Origin of the sequence: Chryseobacterium sp. KMC2 (genome assembly GCF_016756935.1) — a bacterium.
GTDB lineage: Bacteria > Bacteroidota > Bacteroidia > Flavobacteriales > Weeksellaceae > Chryseobacterium > Chryseobacterium rhizosphaerae.
Window position 1 is genome coordinate 54,761 of sequence record NZ_JAESIT010000023.1, and the last position, 19,219, is coordinate 73,979.

Below are 19,219 nucleotides of genomic sequence, written 5' to 3' on the forward strand. Positions count from 1 at the left end.
TAAATGAAATTTTTATAAATTGAAATTGATTTCCATTCCGAAATAAGGATCGTAAGCGCCTTTTCTATTGATGGTAAATCCGTTAACGGTATAAGGTGTATAATAACTGAAAAGCCTGTTGGCAAACATAGAAACTATAACGGCTTTATTCCTGAAGCTTTTCGAAACCTTTACATTAAGATTCATTTCCATAGGTCTTCTGGAGGTATTGTAGAGGTTTTCATTCTGAGCAATAATTAAACTTTCCAGGATAGTCCCTTTTGCGGTATCAGGATTAAAAGGAAGAATCGTTCCGTTCTGGTCCACATAATGGCTGGGAATTCCGTTCATAGGAAACAATTTTCTCATGGAATACCATGAAAACTGGAATGAAGAAGAAAATACCAGGTCCAGCTTAGGAATATAAGTATCCAGCATCAGATTGGTATTGAGTACCTCATTGGCTGAATTCGGCTCCATTCCTTCATACAGTCCAAGATAAGGGTAGGGTCTTCCATTGATAAGTAAATCACGGCCTCTGTAAACAGGAAGGCTGTTGCCGTATTTTGTTCTGAACCAAGCTCCGTTAAGGGTAAACCTGGTGTTGATTACAGGAATCCTGTTAGATGAATATTGAAATTCTACACCTTCTTTATCTACCTTGCTGCCATTGCGTTGTGTGCCATAAGTGAAATTCTCATCCATGATCTGATAGGGCAGTGTATGTACATCCGGTGGAGCAGTAATGGAAGTATGATCAATGGCAGACGTATCATATTTTTTATATTGATATACCGCATAGTTATTCATAGAGCGGAAAGCATTATTCATATTTTCCTTGAAAACAGTAATGGATAACTGATGAAAACCTAGGCTAAAATCCAGTCTTGCTTCGAATTTTTCATTCACAGCAGGTTCTATTTCCGCATTTTGAGGATTATAAATCATTGTTTTATAATGAACTCTTCTGTACTCCGGATTGCTGTGGAAGTAGTTGAGCTGCTGAATATCCTTATAAATGAGCTCCTGATATAAAAGATTAAGATCAGGAAATAAACTCTGCTTACCATAGCCTACTGTTAATGAAAGTTTTGCTTTTTTATTCAGCCAGTCAAAAGAAGGAAGCTCCCACTGAAGGTTAGCTCTTGGATCTGCATAGATTTTTCCGTGCATCCTGAAATAAGAAGGAAGATTCATCATCGTATTTCCTCTTACTCCCAGCGCGAGACTAAGCTGATGTCTTCCTAAGTCTGCAGTAGTGATCGATTCCATGAATACAGCAGATGTGCTATAAGCCGGAATATCACGATAAGCACGCGGTCTGTAAGTAGATTTTGGGTCTATGGGTCTGTATCTGTCAAATTGCTGTCCTTCGCCCCAGTTTTTACTCAGTTGCCAGTCAAATCCTGCATTGAGTTCATTTTTTACAGATTTAAAAGTAAACCCAAAGTTATTCACCATTTTTACAAATAAATCGAGGGGCTTACCATCTACCTGGTAGTCGGAAATATATTGAGCTTTAGGATAATACCCATCGTATTCTCCTTCCGTTGTAGATAACGGAAAGGCTGTCGCATTTTCTAACTGGATGAATTTGGTTTGTTTTATTTTATCAAATCTTTGATTGACAGTTGCTTGAATTTCTGTTGACCTGTAGAATGATGGTTCGTTTTTGGTATAATTGAAAAGACTTGAGAGGCTGAAAAGGTGGTTTTTTACTTCATAAGAATTCAGCTCAGATAAATCGATGTCGGGATCGGATTTTGATCCATCCAGAGAGCCTGTATAGCTTAGTGATGACTGCCATCTTGAAAATCCCTTGTCATATTTCTTTTCCTTTACCAGAGATAGATTAGCGGTTATCCTTTTATAATTTTCCAGCTTATCCCTTGGGTCAGATTTAGCATTCAGGTAATCCAACCCTGCATTGATTTTCAGATCTTTTTCCTTGTTTTCAAAACCTTTACTTACGGCAAAAAGCTTAGCATAGCCATCCGCTTTAAATCTGGCTTTCCATTTTGTATATCCTGATTTATTGGTGATTTTTACAATTCCTGAAGTCAGGTTTCCGTATTGTACAGAAGGAATTCCACGCAGGACTTCCACACGTTCGATCTGATCTGTAGAAATACTCCTCATATCTACACCGCTGTTAATGTTTAACCTTCGGGTTAATCCATTGTTGGTTTTATCCTGAAAATCATAGGTGTACTGAAGATTCGCTCCCGAATTTATGGGTGCTCCGTCTATAAGGAAGATTGTTCCCATAGATGAGGTATTATAATCGGAACCTGGTCTTCCGGTCTCGCGGAGACTGATCTTGTTGACCTGATTCAGGATAGGATCACCGGATCTTCCCCCGGGAAGCAGCTCCAAAAGATCAGTAAAACTTGAAGGTTGCAAATGCTGCATGGCCCGCTGGCTGATTATAGAAGATGAGGTAAGACCTTTTCCTTCTTTAGCGGTAATGACAACCTCTTCTATGCTGTTAATTTTTTCTGTCAGCAGAATGAAAAAGGTAGTTGTCTTTGTAACATTTATATCGGAATGGTTTTCACGATAACCATCTTTTTGAGTTTGAAGGGTATAAGAACCGGGAATGACATCTACTGTCAATACGCCTTTGGTATTGGTAACAGAGGAGTATCTGTTTTCACCAGATACAATATGAATTTTTGCTTTTTCAACCGGTTGAAGAGCTGTATTCTTTACTTCGAATGTAAGGGTGACATTTCTGTCCTGGGATTTGAATGTTGCTACATCAATGAAAAAAAAGAAAAAACTGGAAAAGAGAATTTTAAAAAGGACCTTGGAGTCGTTAGTTACCATCAAACATTATTCTTCCGGCAAAAGTAGGAGACTCAGTATAAAATCTCTAACTTTATTTAGAATAATTTAAAATAATTGACAAATGTCATTTAGATAAAATGTATTAAAAATATAGTTTGAATAAGTATATGAGGGGGTAAATTGAGCTTTTTTGCAAGATTTAAATATTGCGGAATTATAATTTATGGGTGTAATTTATGGGTAATCCATAAAAAATGCACTTCATCCATCGTAAAATGAAGTGCATAAAATTAACTTGAAATGAATATGAAAATGGATTAAAGTGTGTTATAATTTTACTTTTTTGTGAATACTTTTCCCATTGGATAGAGTGAGCTGAACCACATACATTCCCGGATCTAAACTCCTCGATTCAAACTGTGGTTTATTAACTTCCTGTTGGAGAATTAATGCACCGGAAATAGAGTATATGCTGATGGTTTTAATATCATTCTGGGCTCTAGCCATAATTTGGCGGTTTTGCGTAAATAATTCGGTAGTGTTTTCGGATGGACGTTCTCCAACTGCTTTACTGAACTGCAGATTATAAAACGGAGTAACCACCTCAAAGGTATAATTTTGATGATCCAGATTTTGAAGGCTGATTCCACCATCTTCATGGTATTGTTCCTTAGAAATTGTTTTGATCAGATTCTTCTTATCATCAAAAACATTGATAGAGGAAAGCTCCTCCTGATCAACTTTTAATTGTAGAAGGCCATTGTTTTCCGATTGTACAATCTCATTCTCTGCAACTACGGCAGGCGTATTTTTGACAAACGGAATCATTTTATTCTCATTGTTTTCTGATACTTTCAACAAATAGACTCCATCTTTTAAGGTGGTCAGGCTTTTTTCTGAAGCAGACCTGCCTGCTGCTTTTTCCTGATTGAAATCTGTGATTTCAACCAACTGTTTGTTTCCAAGATCCGGTTTTATCTGGGAGGAATACAATGGAGCGGCTTCGGCTGAAGAATTTCCTGCCTGTTTTGAAGTCAGGAAAGCCCATTCATTCAGAACTCCGCCACTTCTAAGCGTATTAAATTTTACATTGGAAGCCAGAGTGAACGGAATTATTCCTCCCACATGCCCCAAAGGTCCCCAATATATAGCATCCAGTTTATATTTGTTCAGATCCCACCACGGATAATAGCCTCTCTGTACATCAATGGTTTTTGAAGTGTTTTCCGGTGGAATAGCCAGGTCTACTGTAGAGTGCCCCAATGTCATGGGTGTTTTATTGTACCAGTCATAGACGTCTTTCGGTTTTAGACATTGTCTGAATCTGTGATTGGGATTGTTTGTAACTTCATTGATAAATGTATTGGTGAAAAGTTTTCTCCATATGACAGGCCCCCAAAGCAAACCTCCGTTATCCTGAACCACATGATAATTATATCTGTCCAGATATTCGGCTGAGATTACTTCCGAAATATCATTAGTATATGTTTTATATCCAGCGTTATTACAACTGTGAAGAACATTGGCTAAAAATGAGCTAAACGGATAGATATCTTTGTCTAAAACCCCTTTTTGTAAAGTGGTTCCGGACATATCATACGGCCCGTCACCCATAAAAGCATATTTAAATTTTATATTTCCCGGATTGGAAATACTTAAGCTTTTTAATGTCGACATGGCTGCGTGGGCTCCCTGAGAGTAACCCGTCAGAAAATATTCATCATAACGTTTGAGGCCAAGCTGAGCAAGAACCTTGTTTGCTGCGGTGATGAAATCTATGGTGGCTCCTGCTTCCGTAGGATAATCTACGTAAGGGTGTACACCGTCTCCACTTCCCATTCCTACATAATCAGGTGCCATTAGGATATACCCGTTGAGAACATAGGAGAGCTCCACAACGAATCCTGCCGTTAAAGCCCCTTTAAAATTAGAAGGTACATTATTTCTACTGTCTGTAGTCCCGTGCTCAGATACAACGGTTGAAAGCTTGAAATTGACATTAGGATACATAAGAAGCCCTGTTGCTTTTACAAGGACATCCTTTTCATTTTTGGTATAATAGGTTATTTTATATCCTTTTACTCCTACATTGAAACCATTGAGATAACTGACAAAGTCCGGAGCATTCTGTTCACCAAGATTATTGGCAATAAAATTAGCAACTCCCTGTGGAGTAAGATCCAGTTTTTTTTCTGCGCTTATGAGGTCTCCTCTTTGCTGAGAAAAATAAAACGGAGCGGTAATGCCCAATAAAAAAGTTGTAATTTTTTTCATATTGATGTATTTATGATGGGATTAAGGTAATATTTTTAAAGAATTGATTAAAACATTACGACATCAATAACTATTCGATGAATATAAATTCTCTTGAAAGTGAGTAATACAAAGAGCCTGACCAACTGGCCAGGCTCTTTTATTCTATTTTGTCTTTTATTTAAAAAGCGTTGATTCCCGTAATATCTAAACCGGTGATTAACAAATGAACGTCGTGAGTTCCTTCATAGGTAATTACAGATTCCAGATTGGCAGCGTGTCTCATCATTGGGAATTCACCCATGATTCCCATACCTCCAAGGATTTGTCTTGATTCTCTTGCGATATCAATAGCCATTTTCACGTTGTTACGTTTAGCCATAGAAATCTGCGCAGGAGTCGCTTTATGTTCGTTTTTAAGATTTCCTAACTGAAGGCATAATAACTGTGCTTTTGTAATCTCAGTTAAGAATTCAGCTAATTTCTTCTGTTGAAGCTGGTAAGATCCGATAGGTTTACCAAACTGTTTTCTTTCTTTAGAATACTGAACCGCCGTACAGTGACAGTCGATAGCAGCACCAATTACACCCCATGAAATTCCATATCTTGCAGAATTAAGGCAAGATAGAGGTCCTTTTAATCCTGTTACTCCCGGAAGTAAATTTTCTTTCGGAACTTTTACATCATTAAATACCAGTTCTCCTGTTTTTGAAGCTCTTAAACTCCATTTATTATGAGTCTCAGGAGTTGTGAAGCCTTCCATTCCTCTTTCAACGATTAATCCCTGTATTTTTCCTTCCTCATTTTTTGCCCATACTACGGCGATATCGCATAGAGGAGAATTGGTGATCCACATTTTAGCACCATTTAAAAGATAGTGGTCACCCATATCTTTAAAATAGGTCTCCATAGAACTTGGATCAGAACCATGATTAGGCTCAGTAAGTCCAAAAGATCCTATCATTTCTCCGGCAGCAAGCTTTGGAAGATATTTCATTTTTTGTTCTTCAGAACCGAATTCGTTTATAGGAAACATCACCAAAGAACTCTGTACTGAAGCAGCCGAACGTACTGCTGAATCTCCTCTTTCCAATTCCTGCATGATAAGACCATAAGAAATCTGATCTAATCCGGAACCGCCATACTCAACCGGGATATAAGGACCTAAAGCACCAATTTTTCCCAATTCTCTCATAAGGCCGGGAAGATCGGTGTGATTTTGAGCTGCCTGGTCAATCTGCGGCATTACATAACTTTCAACCCAGTCTCTTACAGATTGGCGGATCAGTTTATGTTCTTCAGTAAGTAAAGCATCAATTCCATAGTAATCAGGAATGCTTGTAAGAGGATAATATGACATGATTTTTTTGATTTTGTTAAAAATAGCATTTTTCGGGTGGTTAAAAAAATTTTTTTAAAAACTTAGATTAATGCTGATTTTCAGTAATATAGTGTTATTTTTTTGATTTTTATAAAAGAATGTTCCTTTTTTATTCCTCCTCATCATTAGATATAGGGTACTGATTGGTAGAATTGTGGACTTCATTTTTGAATTTATACAGGTATGGAGCCTTATTAGCAGAGCCATCATAAAGTTTCTCCAGCCTGTCAAGGATATTTAAGCTTAAAATCTTCCGCTGAAAATTATTTCTTCGGAATTTCTGACCTAAAATAGTTTCATAGAGGGCCTGAAGGTCTTTCATGGTAAACTTTTCAGGAAGGAGATTACTTGCAGCTACTTCTGTATTGATGTTCATACGGAGATATTCCAAACCGGTTTCTATAATCCTGTCGTGATCGAAAGCCATTTTCGGTAATTTACTGACTTCAAACCATTCACAACTCTCATTGAATGCATCCGGAAAGGTATTGGCTACTGAGAAATCAATAAGACTGCAGTATCCCACTGTAATAAACCTCTGGAAAATCCAGTGGTCTTTTGGGACTTCAATTCCTTTGTTCTGAAGAAGGATCTGATGGACATTATTTTCTGTACGGTCAATTCTTCCAAAAGTATGAAACTGCTTTAAGAACAATCCTTTTAAGTGTGTTCTTTCAAACAGGACTCTTTCGGCAGCTTCCCGAAGATCTTCATCATTGAATACAAAACCACCGGGTAGTGACCACAAATCAAGATCATGATATTTCAGAAGCAATACTTTCAGAATATTATTATGGAATCCGAATATGGTGCAGTCTACAGATATATGAGCTACAAAATCTTTTGTATCAATAAGTTCCCGAAGGGTTTCTTTATTTTTTGTGTCTTTGATTTTCATGGGAGTAAAAATAAAATTATTTTCTATATTTTCTTTTTAGATACTTTAAAATAAAACAAACTAATCATAAAAAGCACAATTACAGAGCATAATATGTATAAAGGATAGAAATGTAAGAGTTGTTTTCCAAAAAGGACAGCCATGATGATAGAGCTTACAGAGCTGCCTAAAGAAGAGAATATGACGATGAGTGAAGTAAAAAGATTTACTTTCTCTTTATCGGTCTGGGCAATCATTTTTGAATTAATAACAGGGTAGAGGGGTGATAAAAACAACCCGATAACCGGAAACAAAAACAGCAGCAGGCTTGAATTTTCCGAACCAAAATACTGTATGCCGACAATGGCTATAAGAATGGCAAGGATTAAAAATATACATGAAATATAATAACCGGGTAATGAAAACCTTCTGATAATATTGGCGGTTACAGTTCTTCCGGCGTAAGAAAAAAGTGCCAGGAAAGAGGTAGCCTGAAGGGCAAAAAATGAATTAACCTTTAGGTGGTTTTTATAAAATGACGGAAGCCATGAGTTGAATCCCTGTTCCACAAATACGATAAAGAAGACGACTCCCAGAAAGAGCAGTACCTGTGGGGTGGCAAATCCCGATAATTCAGAGATCATCCCTTTATTTTCCTGTTGCCTTGCTTCTGATATGTCAGCTTTTGCAAATAAAATAATGGTGATGATGCAGACCAGTGCTATAAGTAAGAACCCAAATTTCCAGAATTGGGAATAGGAGCTTGAAATCAGCCAGCCGAAGCCTGTATTGACTACAAATATTCCAATCATAAAGGAAGCTTCCACATTATTCATGGTTTTAGCCAGCGATTTTTCATCTGAGATATTATTCCGGATAATTCCAAAAACACAAATTTTACCGATAGCAAAACATGCCCCAATGATGGCAAACCATAATTTATAAAACCAAAATACTTCAATAAACGGGAGAAGGCAGGAACATATTCCTACAATACTCAAAGCCATAATTAATGCTTTTTTCGTTCCTGTTTTATTAATGAAGCCTACGGCAAACAGAGAAATGAATGCGATAGGTAAATCCTTGAATGATTCCAGAAGTCCCAGTTCACTGTAGGTAATTTTAGCCTCAGAAAGCTGAAGAATAATAAGCCCCATGCAATTCAATACCATCGAAAAAATAAGAAAAGTCAATTTTAACGGAAGAGAAATATTGGAAAGCTTGACGGTCATTTTGGGGATTAATTTTATTGGGTTTTTATTACTTTTTATGAAATATTAGTGCGAAGATAACGCTTCTAACCCTTAAAAATAAACGAAAAATTAAAATATTTATTAATGTAATGTTAATTAATTGAAAAAAAATATATTTTTATTGTCTCAATTTGAGAATTAAAATAATAACTGTATATGAATGTAAGAATATCAAGAAGCTTAGGATTGGTTGCCGTCCTCTATTTTACGGCCAACTTCAGTGCCCAGACTAAGGTGAAGGACACGCTTTCTAAAGAAAACAAAATAGACGAGATCGTAATGATTGGTTACGGTAGTCAGAAAAAAAGTAATGTAACCGGGGCTATATCCAGTGTAAGGGCCAAGGATATTGAAGATATTCCTTCGGGTAAACCGGAACAGGTTCTTCAGGGAAGGGCAGCCGGAGTTTCTGTAGTTACCAATTCCGGGCAGCCGGGATCTGCAGCGACGGTAAGAGTTCGTGGTGTAACCAGCTTTGGAGCCGGAAGTAATGATCCTTTATGGGTAGTGGACGGTATTGTGGTAGATAATATTGCATGGCTTAACCAGTCGGATATAGAGAATATAGAAATTCTGAAAGACGGTGCATCCTCTGCTATCTATGGTGTTTCCGCAGCGAAAGGAGTTATCCTGGTAACGACTAAGAAGGGAAGAAAGGGTAAGATGAACTTAAGCTATAATGGTTTTTATGGTGTAGGATCAGCTGCCAAGAAACTTGATCTTCTGAACGCCAGCCAGTATGGAACGATTATCAACGAAGCCCTGACCAATGCAGGAAAAGACCCAAGGTTCACCAACCCTCAATCTTTTGGTGCCGGAACAGACTGGCAGGATGTTGCTTTTAATACAGCTGAAAGAATGTCTCATGAGTTCAGTATCAGTGGTGGAAATGATAAATCAACTTTTTATTCTTCATTTGGCTATTACGAGCAGGACGGAATTGTCCTGAGAGATATTTCCAATTATAAAAGAATGAATGTTAGGTTGAATTCCACGCATAAAGTCTTCGATTTTCTTACCATTGGGCAGACTTTATCTTATACCCATCAAAAGACCAAGGGCATTAATGCCAATGATGAGTATGGAGGTCCTTTAAGCTCTGTGATCAACTTGGATCCTATAACACCTGTAGTGGTGACAGACCCTGCTTTGCTGAATACGAGCCCGTATAACAACTCCGGACTTTCTCCTTACCTGATTAGGGATGCTTTCGGAAATCCATACGGAGTATCTACTATTGTGGAAAATGAAATGACCAACCCACTGGCCTTCAGGCAGACGCAGCTGGGAAAATACAACTGGTCAGATGATTTTGTTGCCAATGTGTTTGCAGAACTGAAGTTTCTGGATCATTTTACATTCAAAACGACATTAAACGGTAAACTTTCCTATTGGGGCAAAGAGCAGTTTACCCCTAAATACTATCTGAATACCAACTCCAGAAATACTGTTTTCAACAGCTTTTTGAGAGAGAGTAACAGAAAGCTGGAATGGAATACTGAAAATACATTGACCTATCAGAATAAATGGGGAGCGCATAACTTAAGTGTATTGATAGGCCAGGGGGCTTACTACTATAATATTGGCTCAGGAAACAATACGACCTATATTAATCTTCCGGTTAATAGCTGGGAAGATGCTTCTTTCAACTTTGATGTTCCTCAGGAGAACCGTTCTACCGTGGCCAATGATGGGGTTCAGACCCATAAAGCATCATATTTTGCAAGGGTGATCTATGATTACGAAGACAAATACCTTTTTACGGGAACAATCCGTAGAGATGGTTCTTCTAAATTTGCAAAAGGACAGCACTGGGGAAATTTCCCGGCATTTTCATTGGGATGGAACGTTTCTAATGAGAACTTCTGGCCTGAAAATAAAATTGTAAATACGTTAAAATTTAGAGGAGGCTACGGTGTTTTAGGAAATGATGCCATCGAGAACTTCAGATTTGCCAATTTCCTTAAATCAGGAAGCAACTATACCTATGGCGACAATAATATCGTCATCGGATACGCTCCGACAACTTTGGAAAACCCGAATCTTCGATGGGAAGAAACTTCACAGCTGAATATTGCTGCGGATCTGAAACTATTGCAGGATTTCACTTTAACGGTAGACTGGTTTAAAAAGAAGACAACAGATATCCTTCGTCAGGTAGATATTCCCGGGTATGTAGGAGCTCCCGAAAGACCGTGGAGAAATGTTGGAGATATGGATAATACCGGAGTAGAGATTGCTTTAGGATATAAAAAGAACTGGAATGACTTCGGAATTTCTGTTAATGGAAATTTCTCCTATTTAAAGAATGAGGTAACCAGACTTGAGGATGATAAAATTTATGAAAATTTTGCTACATTCCAGTCTATGGGACCTGTGACAAGATTCCAGGTAGGATCACCATATGGTGCTTTTTTTGGATATAAAAATGCAGGTATTTTCCAGACGCAGGCAGAAATTGATGCCTATAGAAATGCCAATGGCGACCTGATTCAGCCTGGTGCTAAACCTGGTGATTTTAGAAGAACGGATGTGAATGGTGATGGTAAAATCAGTGATGAAGATTACGAATATTTAGGAAGTTCCGTACCCAAATTTACATATGGGCTTACCGTGAATCTTAACTATAAAAATGTAGACCTGATGATATTTGCTCAGGGACAAGGTGGGAATAAAATTTTCCAGGGATTAAGAAGACTTGACCTATTCTACAGCAATTACCAGACTACAATTCTGGACAGATGGACAGGCCCGGGTACTTCGAATACTGTGGCAAGACTGGATGCTAACGACGATAATAAAAACTATACGAAAATGTCCGATTATTATCTTCAGGATGGAGGATTTATGAGGATTAAGCTGGTACAGTTGGGATATACCTTACCGGGAGATGTTTCCAAACGCTTCGGAGCCAATAAGATCAGATTTTACGTAACAGGGGAAAACCTGTTTACATTTACAAAGTACACAGGATATGATCCTGAAATTGCAGTAAATGATTCTTACGGTATCGATAGAGCTTACTATCCGCAAGCCAGAACATTCTTATTTGGAGCTAACATTCAATTCTAAAAAAAACAACATGAAAAACAGATTCTATAAAACAATATTATTAGTCGTTCTTACATCAGGGATCGGATTCAGTTCCGTTTCATGTGGTGATGAATTCATCGAAGATGTACAGAATAAAGGAGCTTTTGACTCCAATAACTATTTCCAGAATGAAGAGCAGTCTTTCAGTGCTTTGGTATCGGTATATGATCTTCTCAGAAAATATTCCGGAGGTTTTGAAAATACAGTAACTTTCTTTAATGCAGGTTCTGATGATTTCTATTCAGGAGGAGGAAGCCCTACAGACGGCGCCGGTATACAAAGTTTTTCTAACTTTTCCATTGATCAGATATCGGTTCCTAAAACCTACTGGAATGATTTTTACCAGGGAATTGCCAGAGCCAATCTTTTGATTCAGCGTATTCCTGATGCTAAAATGAATGACCAGACCAGAAACAGGTTCATTGCTGAAGCTAAAACACTAAGAGCACTGTATTATTTTGAACTTCTGAAGATGTTCGGAAATATTCCTTTGATTCTAAAACCTATTACGGCTACAGACGACTATTATAATATTCCTCAGGCAGACCCTCAGGCTGTTTACAGCCAGATTGAATCTGATATTGAGGCTTCCATTAATGATCTTCCGTTAGCTATAGCTCCTACCAACAAAGCTGAGGTGGGAAGGATCAGCCAGGGAACAGCACGGGCTATTCTGGGCAAGATATATCTGTATAACAATAAAAAAGCTCAGGCTGCAGCTCAATTTGCAGAGGTAAACGGAACGCCGGGGCAGGCCAGTCAATATGGTTATAAATTAGTAGCCAACTACGACGACCTGTGGAAGGCTGGAAATAAATTTACCTCAGAATCTATTCTTGAAGTTATGCACACCAATAAAGGAAATTCCGACTGGCCTTTCTGGGGACAGGGAAAAGATGAGGGGAATTCTATATGCATCATGATCGGGCCAAGAGGATATGACAGGCTGAAGACTTCAGCACCTGATATTGTTTCCGGCTGGGCTTTTAATACTGCCACTGAAGATCTTTACAATTTCATGGCCAGTGATCCAAGGGTAAAATCTACTATATTGAATGCAAAACAGCTGGCTGCTAATGGTGAGATTAAATATTCTCCGGCTCATAACGATACAGGATATTTTCTGAATAAATATCTCCCTTCAAGAGACGAAGTATCTAACCTTCCGGGAGCTCCGGAGCTTAACTACAGCAGAAATTACATCGTAATAAGACTTGCAGATACTTATCTTATGGAAGCAGAAGCACTCAATGGTTCAGGAGCAAGAGCCCAGGCGTTACTGGATGCTGTAAGAACCAGAGTTGGGCTGCCATCAGTTCCAGTTTCTCTGCAGGCAGTAAAAGATGAACGAAGAAGAGAACTGGCCGGGGAAGGACACCGCTGGTTTGATCTTGTAAGATGGGGAGATGCGCCGTCCAAATTGGCATCAAGAGGTTTCAAGGCTAACAGGAATGAGCTTTTACCTATTCCTTATAACGAACTTCTTAATACACTGATCAAGCAAAACCCAGGCTATTAAACATGAAGTTTCACAACTTATATAGTTTCTTTAGAGGTACCGCACTACTTTGTGGTGTGGTACTTTTTCCTTTATCCTGCACATCGGTTGCTGAGGTTAAAGGCGATGAGGTCCAGTATTGGCTGACAAAAGGCGATGAAAGCGTAAAATTACAACTTCAGACTCCTTTCAAATTTGGAAATGGTTCCAATAATGATCAAAATATTGAAATTGATGGTTCTCAAAAGTTTCAATATGTTGATGGATTTGGATATACATTGACAGGAGGAAGTGTGGAAGTGATCAACCGGTTATCACCTTCAAAAAGAAAAGCTCTACTCAATGAGATTTTTGGAAACGATAAAAATTCGATTTCTGTAAGCTATTTAAGGTTAAGTATAGGAGCTTCAGATCTTGATGGTGAGGTATTTTCTTATGATGATCTTCCGGAAGGGCAGACGGATGCCAGTCTTTCAAAATTCAGTCTGGCAAAGGATAAAGCTCTGATTGCTATGTTAAAAGAAATCTTAGCTATTAATCCTAAAATTAAGATTATTGCAGCGCCGTGGTCTGCCCCGGTGTGGATGAAGGATAATGGAAAATCAAAAGGAGGGAGTTTACAACCTGAATTCTATGGTGTTTATGCCCGGTATTTTGTAAAGTATATTCAGGAAATGAAGAAAGAGGGGATTCATATTGATGCGGTTACGCCTCAGAACGAACCTCTGCATCCGGGAAATAATCCCAGTTTATATATGCCATCTGAGCAGCAAAGAGACTTTATCAAAAATCATTTAGGTCCGGAATTTAAAACAAATCAAATCCATACTAAAATTGTAGTCTATGACCATAATTGTAATAAACCCGAGTATGCCATTGACATTCTGAAAGATCCTGATGCGTATCGATATATTGACGGGTCTGCTTTTCATTTATATGAAGGTGAAATCTCTGCTTTAAGTACTGTGCACGATGCTTTCCCTGATAAAAATCTGTATTTTACGGAGCAGTGGACCGGTGCAAAGGGAACTTTTAATGAAGACCTGAACTGGCATACAAAAAATGTGATCATCGGTTCTATGAGAAACTGGAGTAAAATAGCTCTGGAATGGAACCTTGCAAATGATCCTCAGTATAAACCCCATACAGATGGCGGATGTACAGAATGTAAGGGAGCAATTACCGTATCTGACAGTGAAAATTTCACAAGAAATGTTTCCTACTATATTATTGCACACGCTTCGAAATTTGTTCCTGCAGGTTCTCAGCGTATCGCTTCCACACAGACCGGTAAACTTTCCACAGTAGCTTTTAAGACTCAATTTGGGAAAATAGTTTTAATTGTTCAGAACGATAATCAAGCAGATGAAAATTTTAATATTAAATTTGCCGGGAAAACCGCTGCTGCAACAATTTCAGGACGTTCTACAGCAACCTTTATTTTTTAATTTGATATCATGAAAAGAGTTTATTTCTTACTGGCATTTTCCACATTGGGAATGAGCACTTACGGACAGAAAACAATTGATCAGAAAGTAGCAGAGCTGCTGGCTAAAATGACCCTTGAAGAAAAAGTAGGACAGATGGTTCAGTATAGTGGTTTCGAATATGCTACAGGACCTCAGCAGTCTAATTCTGCAGCTGTTTTAGAGGAAATTAAAAAAGGTAAAGTCGGTTCCATGCTGAATGTGGCAGGATCGGAAGAAACCCGGGCATTTCAGAAACTGGCAATGCAGTCGAGACTGAAAATTCCTTTACTATTCGGGCAGGACGTTATCCATGGATACCGTACTACTTTTCCTGTGAATCTGGGACAGGCGGCAAGCTGGGATCTGGGAATGATAGAAAAATCAGAAAGAATTGCAGCTACGGAAGCGGCTGCTTATGGTATTCACTGGACGTTTGCGCCAATGGTGGATATCGCCAGAGATCCGAGATGGGGAAGGGTAATGGAAGGTTCCGGTGAAGATACTTACCTGGGAACAAAAATAGGATTAGCAAGGATTAAAGGATTTCAGGGCAGAGGTTTGGGAAGTCTTGATGCCGTAATGGCCTGTGCAAAACATTTTGCAGCATACGGAGCGGCTGTAGGTGGGAGAGATTATAATTCTGTAGATATGAGTCTCAGACAGCTGAATGAAACTTATCTTCCACCATTCAAAGCTGCTGCAGAAGCGGGAGTAGCTACTTTTATGAATTCCTTTAATGACATTAACGGAATTCCGGCTACAGCCAACCAATACATACAGAGAGACCTTTTAAAGGGAAAATGGAATTATAAAGGTTTTGTAGTTTCAGATTGGGGAAGCATTGGGGAAATGATTCCTCACGGCTATGCCAGAGATGCTAACGAAGCCGCAGAAAAAGCTATACAGGGAGGAAGTGATATGGATATGGAAAGCCGTGTATACATGGCACAACTTCCAAAACTGGTTAAAGAAGGAAAAGTAGATGCTAAACTGGTAGATGATGCCACAGGGAGAATTTTAACCAAAAAATTTGAAATGGGTCTTTTCGATGATCCTTACCGATTTAGCAATGAAAAAAGGCAGAAAGAACAAACCGACAATCAGGAGAATAGAAAGTTCGGAAGAGAATTTGGTTCCAAAAGTATTGTTCTTCTTAAAAATCAGGGGAATATTCTTCCGCTTTCAAAAACGGTAAAAACGGTTGCTTTGATTGGTCCTTTCGCTAAAGAAACTGTAGCCAATCACGGATTTTGGTCTATTGCTTTCAAAGATGATAACCAAAGAATCGTTTCACAATTTGACGGAATTAAAAATCAACTCGATAAAAACTCCACTTTAATGTATGCAAAGGGCTGTAATGTGGATGATCAGGATAAAAGTCAGTTTTCGGAAGCAGTAGAGACTGCAAAAAAAGCTGATGTTGTCATTATGACATTGGGGGAAGGCCATGCGATGAGCGGCGAAGCAAAAAGCAGAAGCAATATCGGGTTTACAGGCGTTCAGGAAGATTTATTGAAAGAAATTGCCAAAACGGGAAAACCTATTATTTTGATGGTTAATGCCGGAAGGCCTCTGATTTTCAACTGGGCATCAGACAATATTCCTGCGATTATGTACACATGGTGGCTCGGAACGGAAGCAGGAAACTCTATTGCAGATGTTCTGTTTGGTACCGTAAATCCTGGAGGAAAACTTCCGATGAGCTTTCCGAGAACAGAAGGGCAGATCCCTGTGTACTATAATCATTTTAATACGGGAAGACCTGCAAAAAATAATACTGACAGAAACTATGTTTCCGCCTATATAGACCTTGATAATGATCCGAAATATCCGTTTGGATATGGCCTGAGCTATACAGATTTTAAATACTCTGATATGATTTTAAGCTCAGTAAACCTTACCGGAAATCAGACACTGAACATCAGTGTTACCGTTTCCAATACAGGAAAATATGACGGTGAAGAAGTGGTACAGCTTTATATCAGGGATCTTTTCGGAAAAGTAGTGAGACCTGTGAAGGAACTGAAAGGCTTTCAGAAAATATTCATCAAAAAAGGAGAAAGCAAAAAAGTAGATTTTAAGCTGACACCTGAAGAACTGAAATTTTTTGATGAGGATCTGAACTTTGACTGGGAAAGTGGGGAATTTGATATAATGATCGGAACCCATTCTCAAAATGTTCAGACAAAAAGAATTAATTGGGTGAAATAAGCTCAATTCGATAAGAACGGGTTTTAGCCCGCTTAGTAAAATGTCAGAAAATGGCTTTAGCCGAAACAAACCTAATCCATATGAACCTCAAAGCTAAAAGTATCATCAAAATATGTACAGTAGGAGCTTTTTTCCTTTCTGTTGTCAATTGTGCCTCAAACAGACCGGATTCTGGCAGAACCCTTATATGGAATGATGAATTTAATGGTAAAGGACTTCCGGATTCATTAAAGTGGAATTATGATACCGGAGGGGGTGGTTTTGGAAATGAGGAAGCTCAGTTTTATACTAAAAACCGGCTTGAGAATGTCAGAATGGAAAAAGGAAATCTTATCATTGAAGCTAAAAAAGAAAATTGGGAAAACAATAAATATACTTCTGCAAGACTTTTAACCAAAGGAAAATTTGCTTTTCAGTATGGAACAATAGAAGTCAGAGCAAAACTTCCCAAGGGCCGCGGAACATGGCCGGCAATCTGGATGATGAGCGAAAATATGAAAAAATGGCCGAATGATGGTGAACTGGATATCATGGAGCACGTGGGTTTTAATCAGGGGTATGTACATACTTCTGTTCACACTAAAAAATACAACCATATTCAGGGAACACAGAAAACAGATACCCTGTTTGTAAAGGATGTAAGTGAAACGTTCCATGTCTATAAAGCAGACTGGACACCGGAAAAAATAGACGTTTATATAGATGAACGCAAATTTTTCACCTACGAAAATAAAGAAAAAAATTATGGAGCATGGCCGTTTGACCAGCCTTACTTCATTATTTTAAATCTAGCAGTAGGAGGAATGTGGGGTGGAAAAGAGGGGATTGATGATCTTGTTTTTCCACAGAAGTATTACATAGACTATGTAAGAGTCTATCAAAATAAATAGCGAAAATGAGGACGATAAGTCCAAAAACAGAAAAAAATATGAGAAAACTAATTGTAAGCTGTTTTGTTGTAGGTGTTGTTTTCAATGCCAATGCGCAAAACTATTGGAAGAAAAATGAAGGAAAAACAGCTAAAGTAATTCTTACCAATTCTAAGGTTAATGAAAAAATGACCGATAAAGGATCTGTAAAGTTTGAAAAATTCGGACAGCCTAAGGAAACGGAAGCCTGTATTTTTGTGGCTCCCAGTTTTAAATATCAAAAATTAATAGGAATAGGAGGGGCGATCACTGATGCTTCGGCTGAAACTTTTTACAAAATGCCTAAAAATAAGCAGAAAGAAATTTTAGACGCTTATTTTGGTAAAGATGGATTGGGATATACCGTGGTACGTACCAATATGAACTCCTGTGATTTTTCCAGCGACTCTTATACCTATGTGGCAGATAATGATACTTCTCTGAAGTCTTTCAATATTGCCCATGACGAAAAATATAAGATTCCTATGATTAAAGAAGCGAAAAATGCGATAGGCAATAACTTTACCTTTTATTTTTCTCCCTGGAGCCCACCTGCCTGGATGAAGTCTAATAAGAGCTTATACAAAGGCGGAAGACTGGAAAATCAATATTATCAAACCTGGGCAGATTATTATATCCAATTCATCAAAGAATATGAGAAAAGAGGTATTAATGTGTGGGGATTAACTGTTCAGAATGAGCCTATGGCAACACAAAGCTGGGAATCATGTATCTATACAGCAGAAGAGGAAGGTGAATTTCTGAAAAACAATCTGGGACCTACCCTTTGGAAAAATGGATATAAAGATAAAAAAGTAATGATCTGGGATCATAACAGAGACCTGATCTATCAAAGAGCAACCACCACCCTGAGTGATCCTGAAACTTCAAAATATGCTCATGGAATTGGATATCACTGGTATGAAACATGGAATAATAAAACCCAGCTTTTTGATAATTTAGCAGAAACCCACAGAGCTTTTCCAGATAAATTTCTGGCGTTTACTGAAGGCTGTAAAGAACAGTTCAAAATGGATCAGATCTATGATGTAAGCTTAGGTGAGCTGTACGGGAAAAATATGCTTAACGACTTCAACAAAGGAAATGCATTATGGACAGACTGGAATATCCTGCTGGATGAAACCGGAGGACCTAATCATAAAGGAAATTTCTGCTTTGCCCCAATTATTGCAGATACCAAAACCGGAGAAGTACATTATACCTATGAATATTACTACGTAGGACATGTATCAAAATTTATTAAACCGAATGCCCAGAGAATCGGAAGTTCTTCTAACAGAGCTGCCCTTACGTCTACTGCTTTCATGAATCAAAACGGACAACTGGTAACCGTAATTATGAATGATTCAGACAATGATATCGACACAAATCTGTGGATAGAAGGAATGGCTGCCAAACTGAATGCACCTGCCCATTCTATACAGACTGTAATTTTATAACTTCATATTAATATTATTTTTAACGGAATCGGCGGCCTCTTTGAGGC

The 19,219-nt window shown here is 38.3% G+C and carries 11 protein-coding genes; 6 read left to right on the forward strand and 5 right to left on the reverse strand.

Features of this window, described 5'->3' with window-relative positions; all coding sequences use genetic code 11:
• Window positions 1–12: 12 nt before the first annotated feature.
• The 5 genes from JML65_RS20590 to JML65_RS20610 all read right to left on the reverse strand — a co-directional run bounded on the left by JML65_RS20590 (window position 13) and on the right by JML65_RS20610 (window position 8,512).
• Window positions 13–2,808 (reverse strand): TonB-dependent receptor plug domain-containing protein, encoded by a 2,796-nt coding sequence (locus tag JML65_RS20590; protein WP_202271933.1) that lies wholly within the window; start codon window positions 2,806–2,808, stop codon window positions 13–15.
• A 288-nt stretch (window positions 2,809–3,096) separates the two neighbouring features.
• Window positions 3,097–5,043 (reverse strand): T9SS type A sorting domain-containing protein, encoded by a 1,947-nt coding sequence (locus tag JML65_RS20595; protein ID WP_202271935.1) that lies wholly within the window; start codon window positions 5,041–5,043, stop codon window positions 3,097–3,099.
• A 160-nt stretch (window positions 5,044–5,203) separates the two neighbouring features.
• Window positions 5,204–6,382: an acyl-CoA dehydrogenase family protein gene (locus JML65_RS20600; protein WP_047495482.1), complete on the reverse strand. Its 1,179-nt coding sequence runs from the start codon at window positions 6,380–6,382 to the stop codon at window positions 5,204–5,206.
• Window positions 6,383–6,512: 130 nt separating this feature from the next.
• The gene (locus JML65_RS20605) at window positions 6,513–7,301 is read right to left on the reverse strand and encodes an NUDIX hydrolase (RefSeq protein WP_052188786.1); all 789 of its coding nucleotides are present in this window, start codon (window positions 7,299–7,301) and stop codon (window positions 6,513–6,515) included.
• Between the two features lie 23 nt (window positions 7,302–7,324).
• Complete coding sequence (locus tag JML65_RS20610) at window positions 7,325–8,512, reverse strand: MFS transporter (protein WP_202271937.1); 1,188 nt, start codon at window positions 8,510–8,512, stop codon at window positions 7,325–7,327.
• A 177-nt stretch (window positions 8,513–8,689) separates the two neighbouring features.
• Between JML65_RS20610 and JML65_RS20615 the strand changes: the two genes are divergently transcribed.
• The 6 genes from JML65_RS20615 to JML65_RS20640 are packed head-to-tail and all read left to right on the forward strand — an operon-like array spanning window position 8,690 to window position 19,172.
• Complete coding sequence (locus JML65_RS20615; protein ID WP_047495476.1) at window positions 8,690–11,605, forward strand: SusC/RagA family TonB-linked outer membrane protein; 2,916 nt, start codon at window positions 8,690–8,692, stop codon at window positions 11,603–11,605.
• 10 nt (window positions 11,606–11,615) lie between these two features.
• The gene (locus JML65_RS20620) at window positions 11,616–13,145 is read left to right on the forward strand and encodes a RagB/SusD family nutrient uptake outer membrane protein (RefSeq protein ID WP_047495473.1); all 1,530 of its coding nucleotides are present in this window, start codon (window positions 11,616–11,618) and stop codon (window positions 13,143–13,145) included.
• Window positions 13,146–13,147: 2 nt separating this feature from the next.
• On the forward strand, window positions 13,148–14,572 hold the full coding sequence (locus JML65_RS20625) for a glycoside hydrolase family 30 protein (protein WP_202271939.1): 1,425 nt from the start codon (window positions 13,148–13,150) through the stop codon (window positions 14,570–14,572).
• A 9-nt stretch (window positions 14,573–14,581) separates the two neighbouring features.
• Window positions 14,582–16,804, forward strand: coding sequence for a glycoside hydrolase family 3 N-terminal domain-containing protein (locus JML65_RS20630; RefSeq protein WP_202271941.1), 2,223 nt, complete (start codon window positions 14,582–14,584; stop codon window positions 16,802–16,804).
• Between the two features lie 50 nt (window positions 16,805–16,854).
• Window positions 16,855–17,694: a family 16 glycosylhydrolase gene (locus JML65_RS20635; RefSeq protein ID WP_237390953.1), complete on the forward strand. Its 840-nt coding sequence runs from the start codon at window positions 16,855–16,857 to the stop codon at window positions 17,692–17,694.
• Between the two features lie 38 nt (window positions 17,695–17,732).
• Entirely contained in the window at window positions 17,733–19,172 is a 1,440-nt protein-coding gene (locus JML65_RS20640) for a glycoside hydrolase family 30 protein (protein ID WP_047495893.1), read from the forward strand.
• Window positions 19,173–19,219 lie beyond the last annotated feature (47 nt).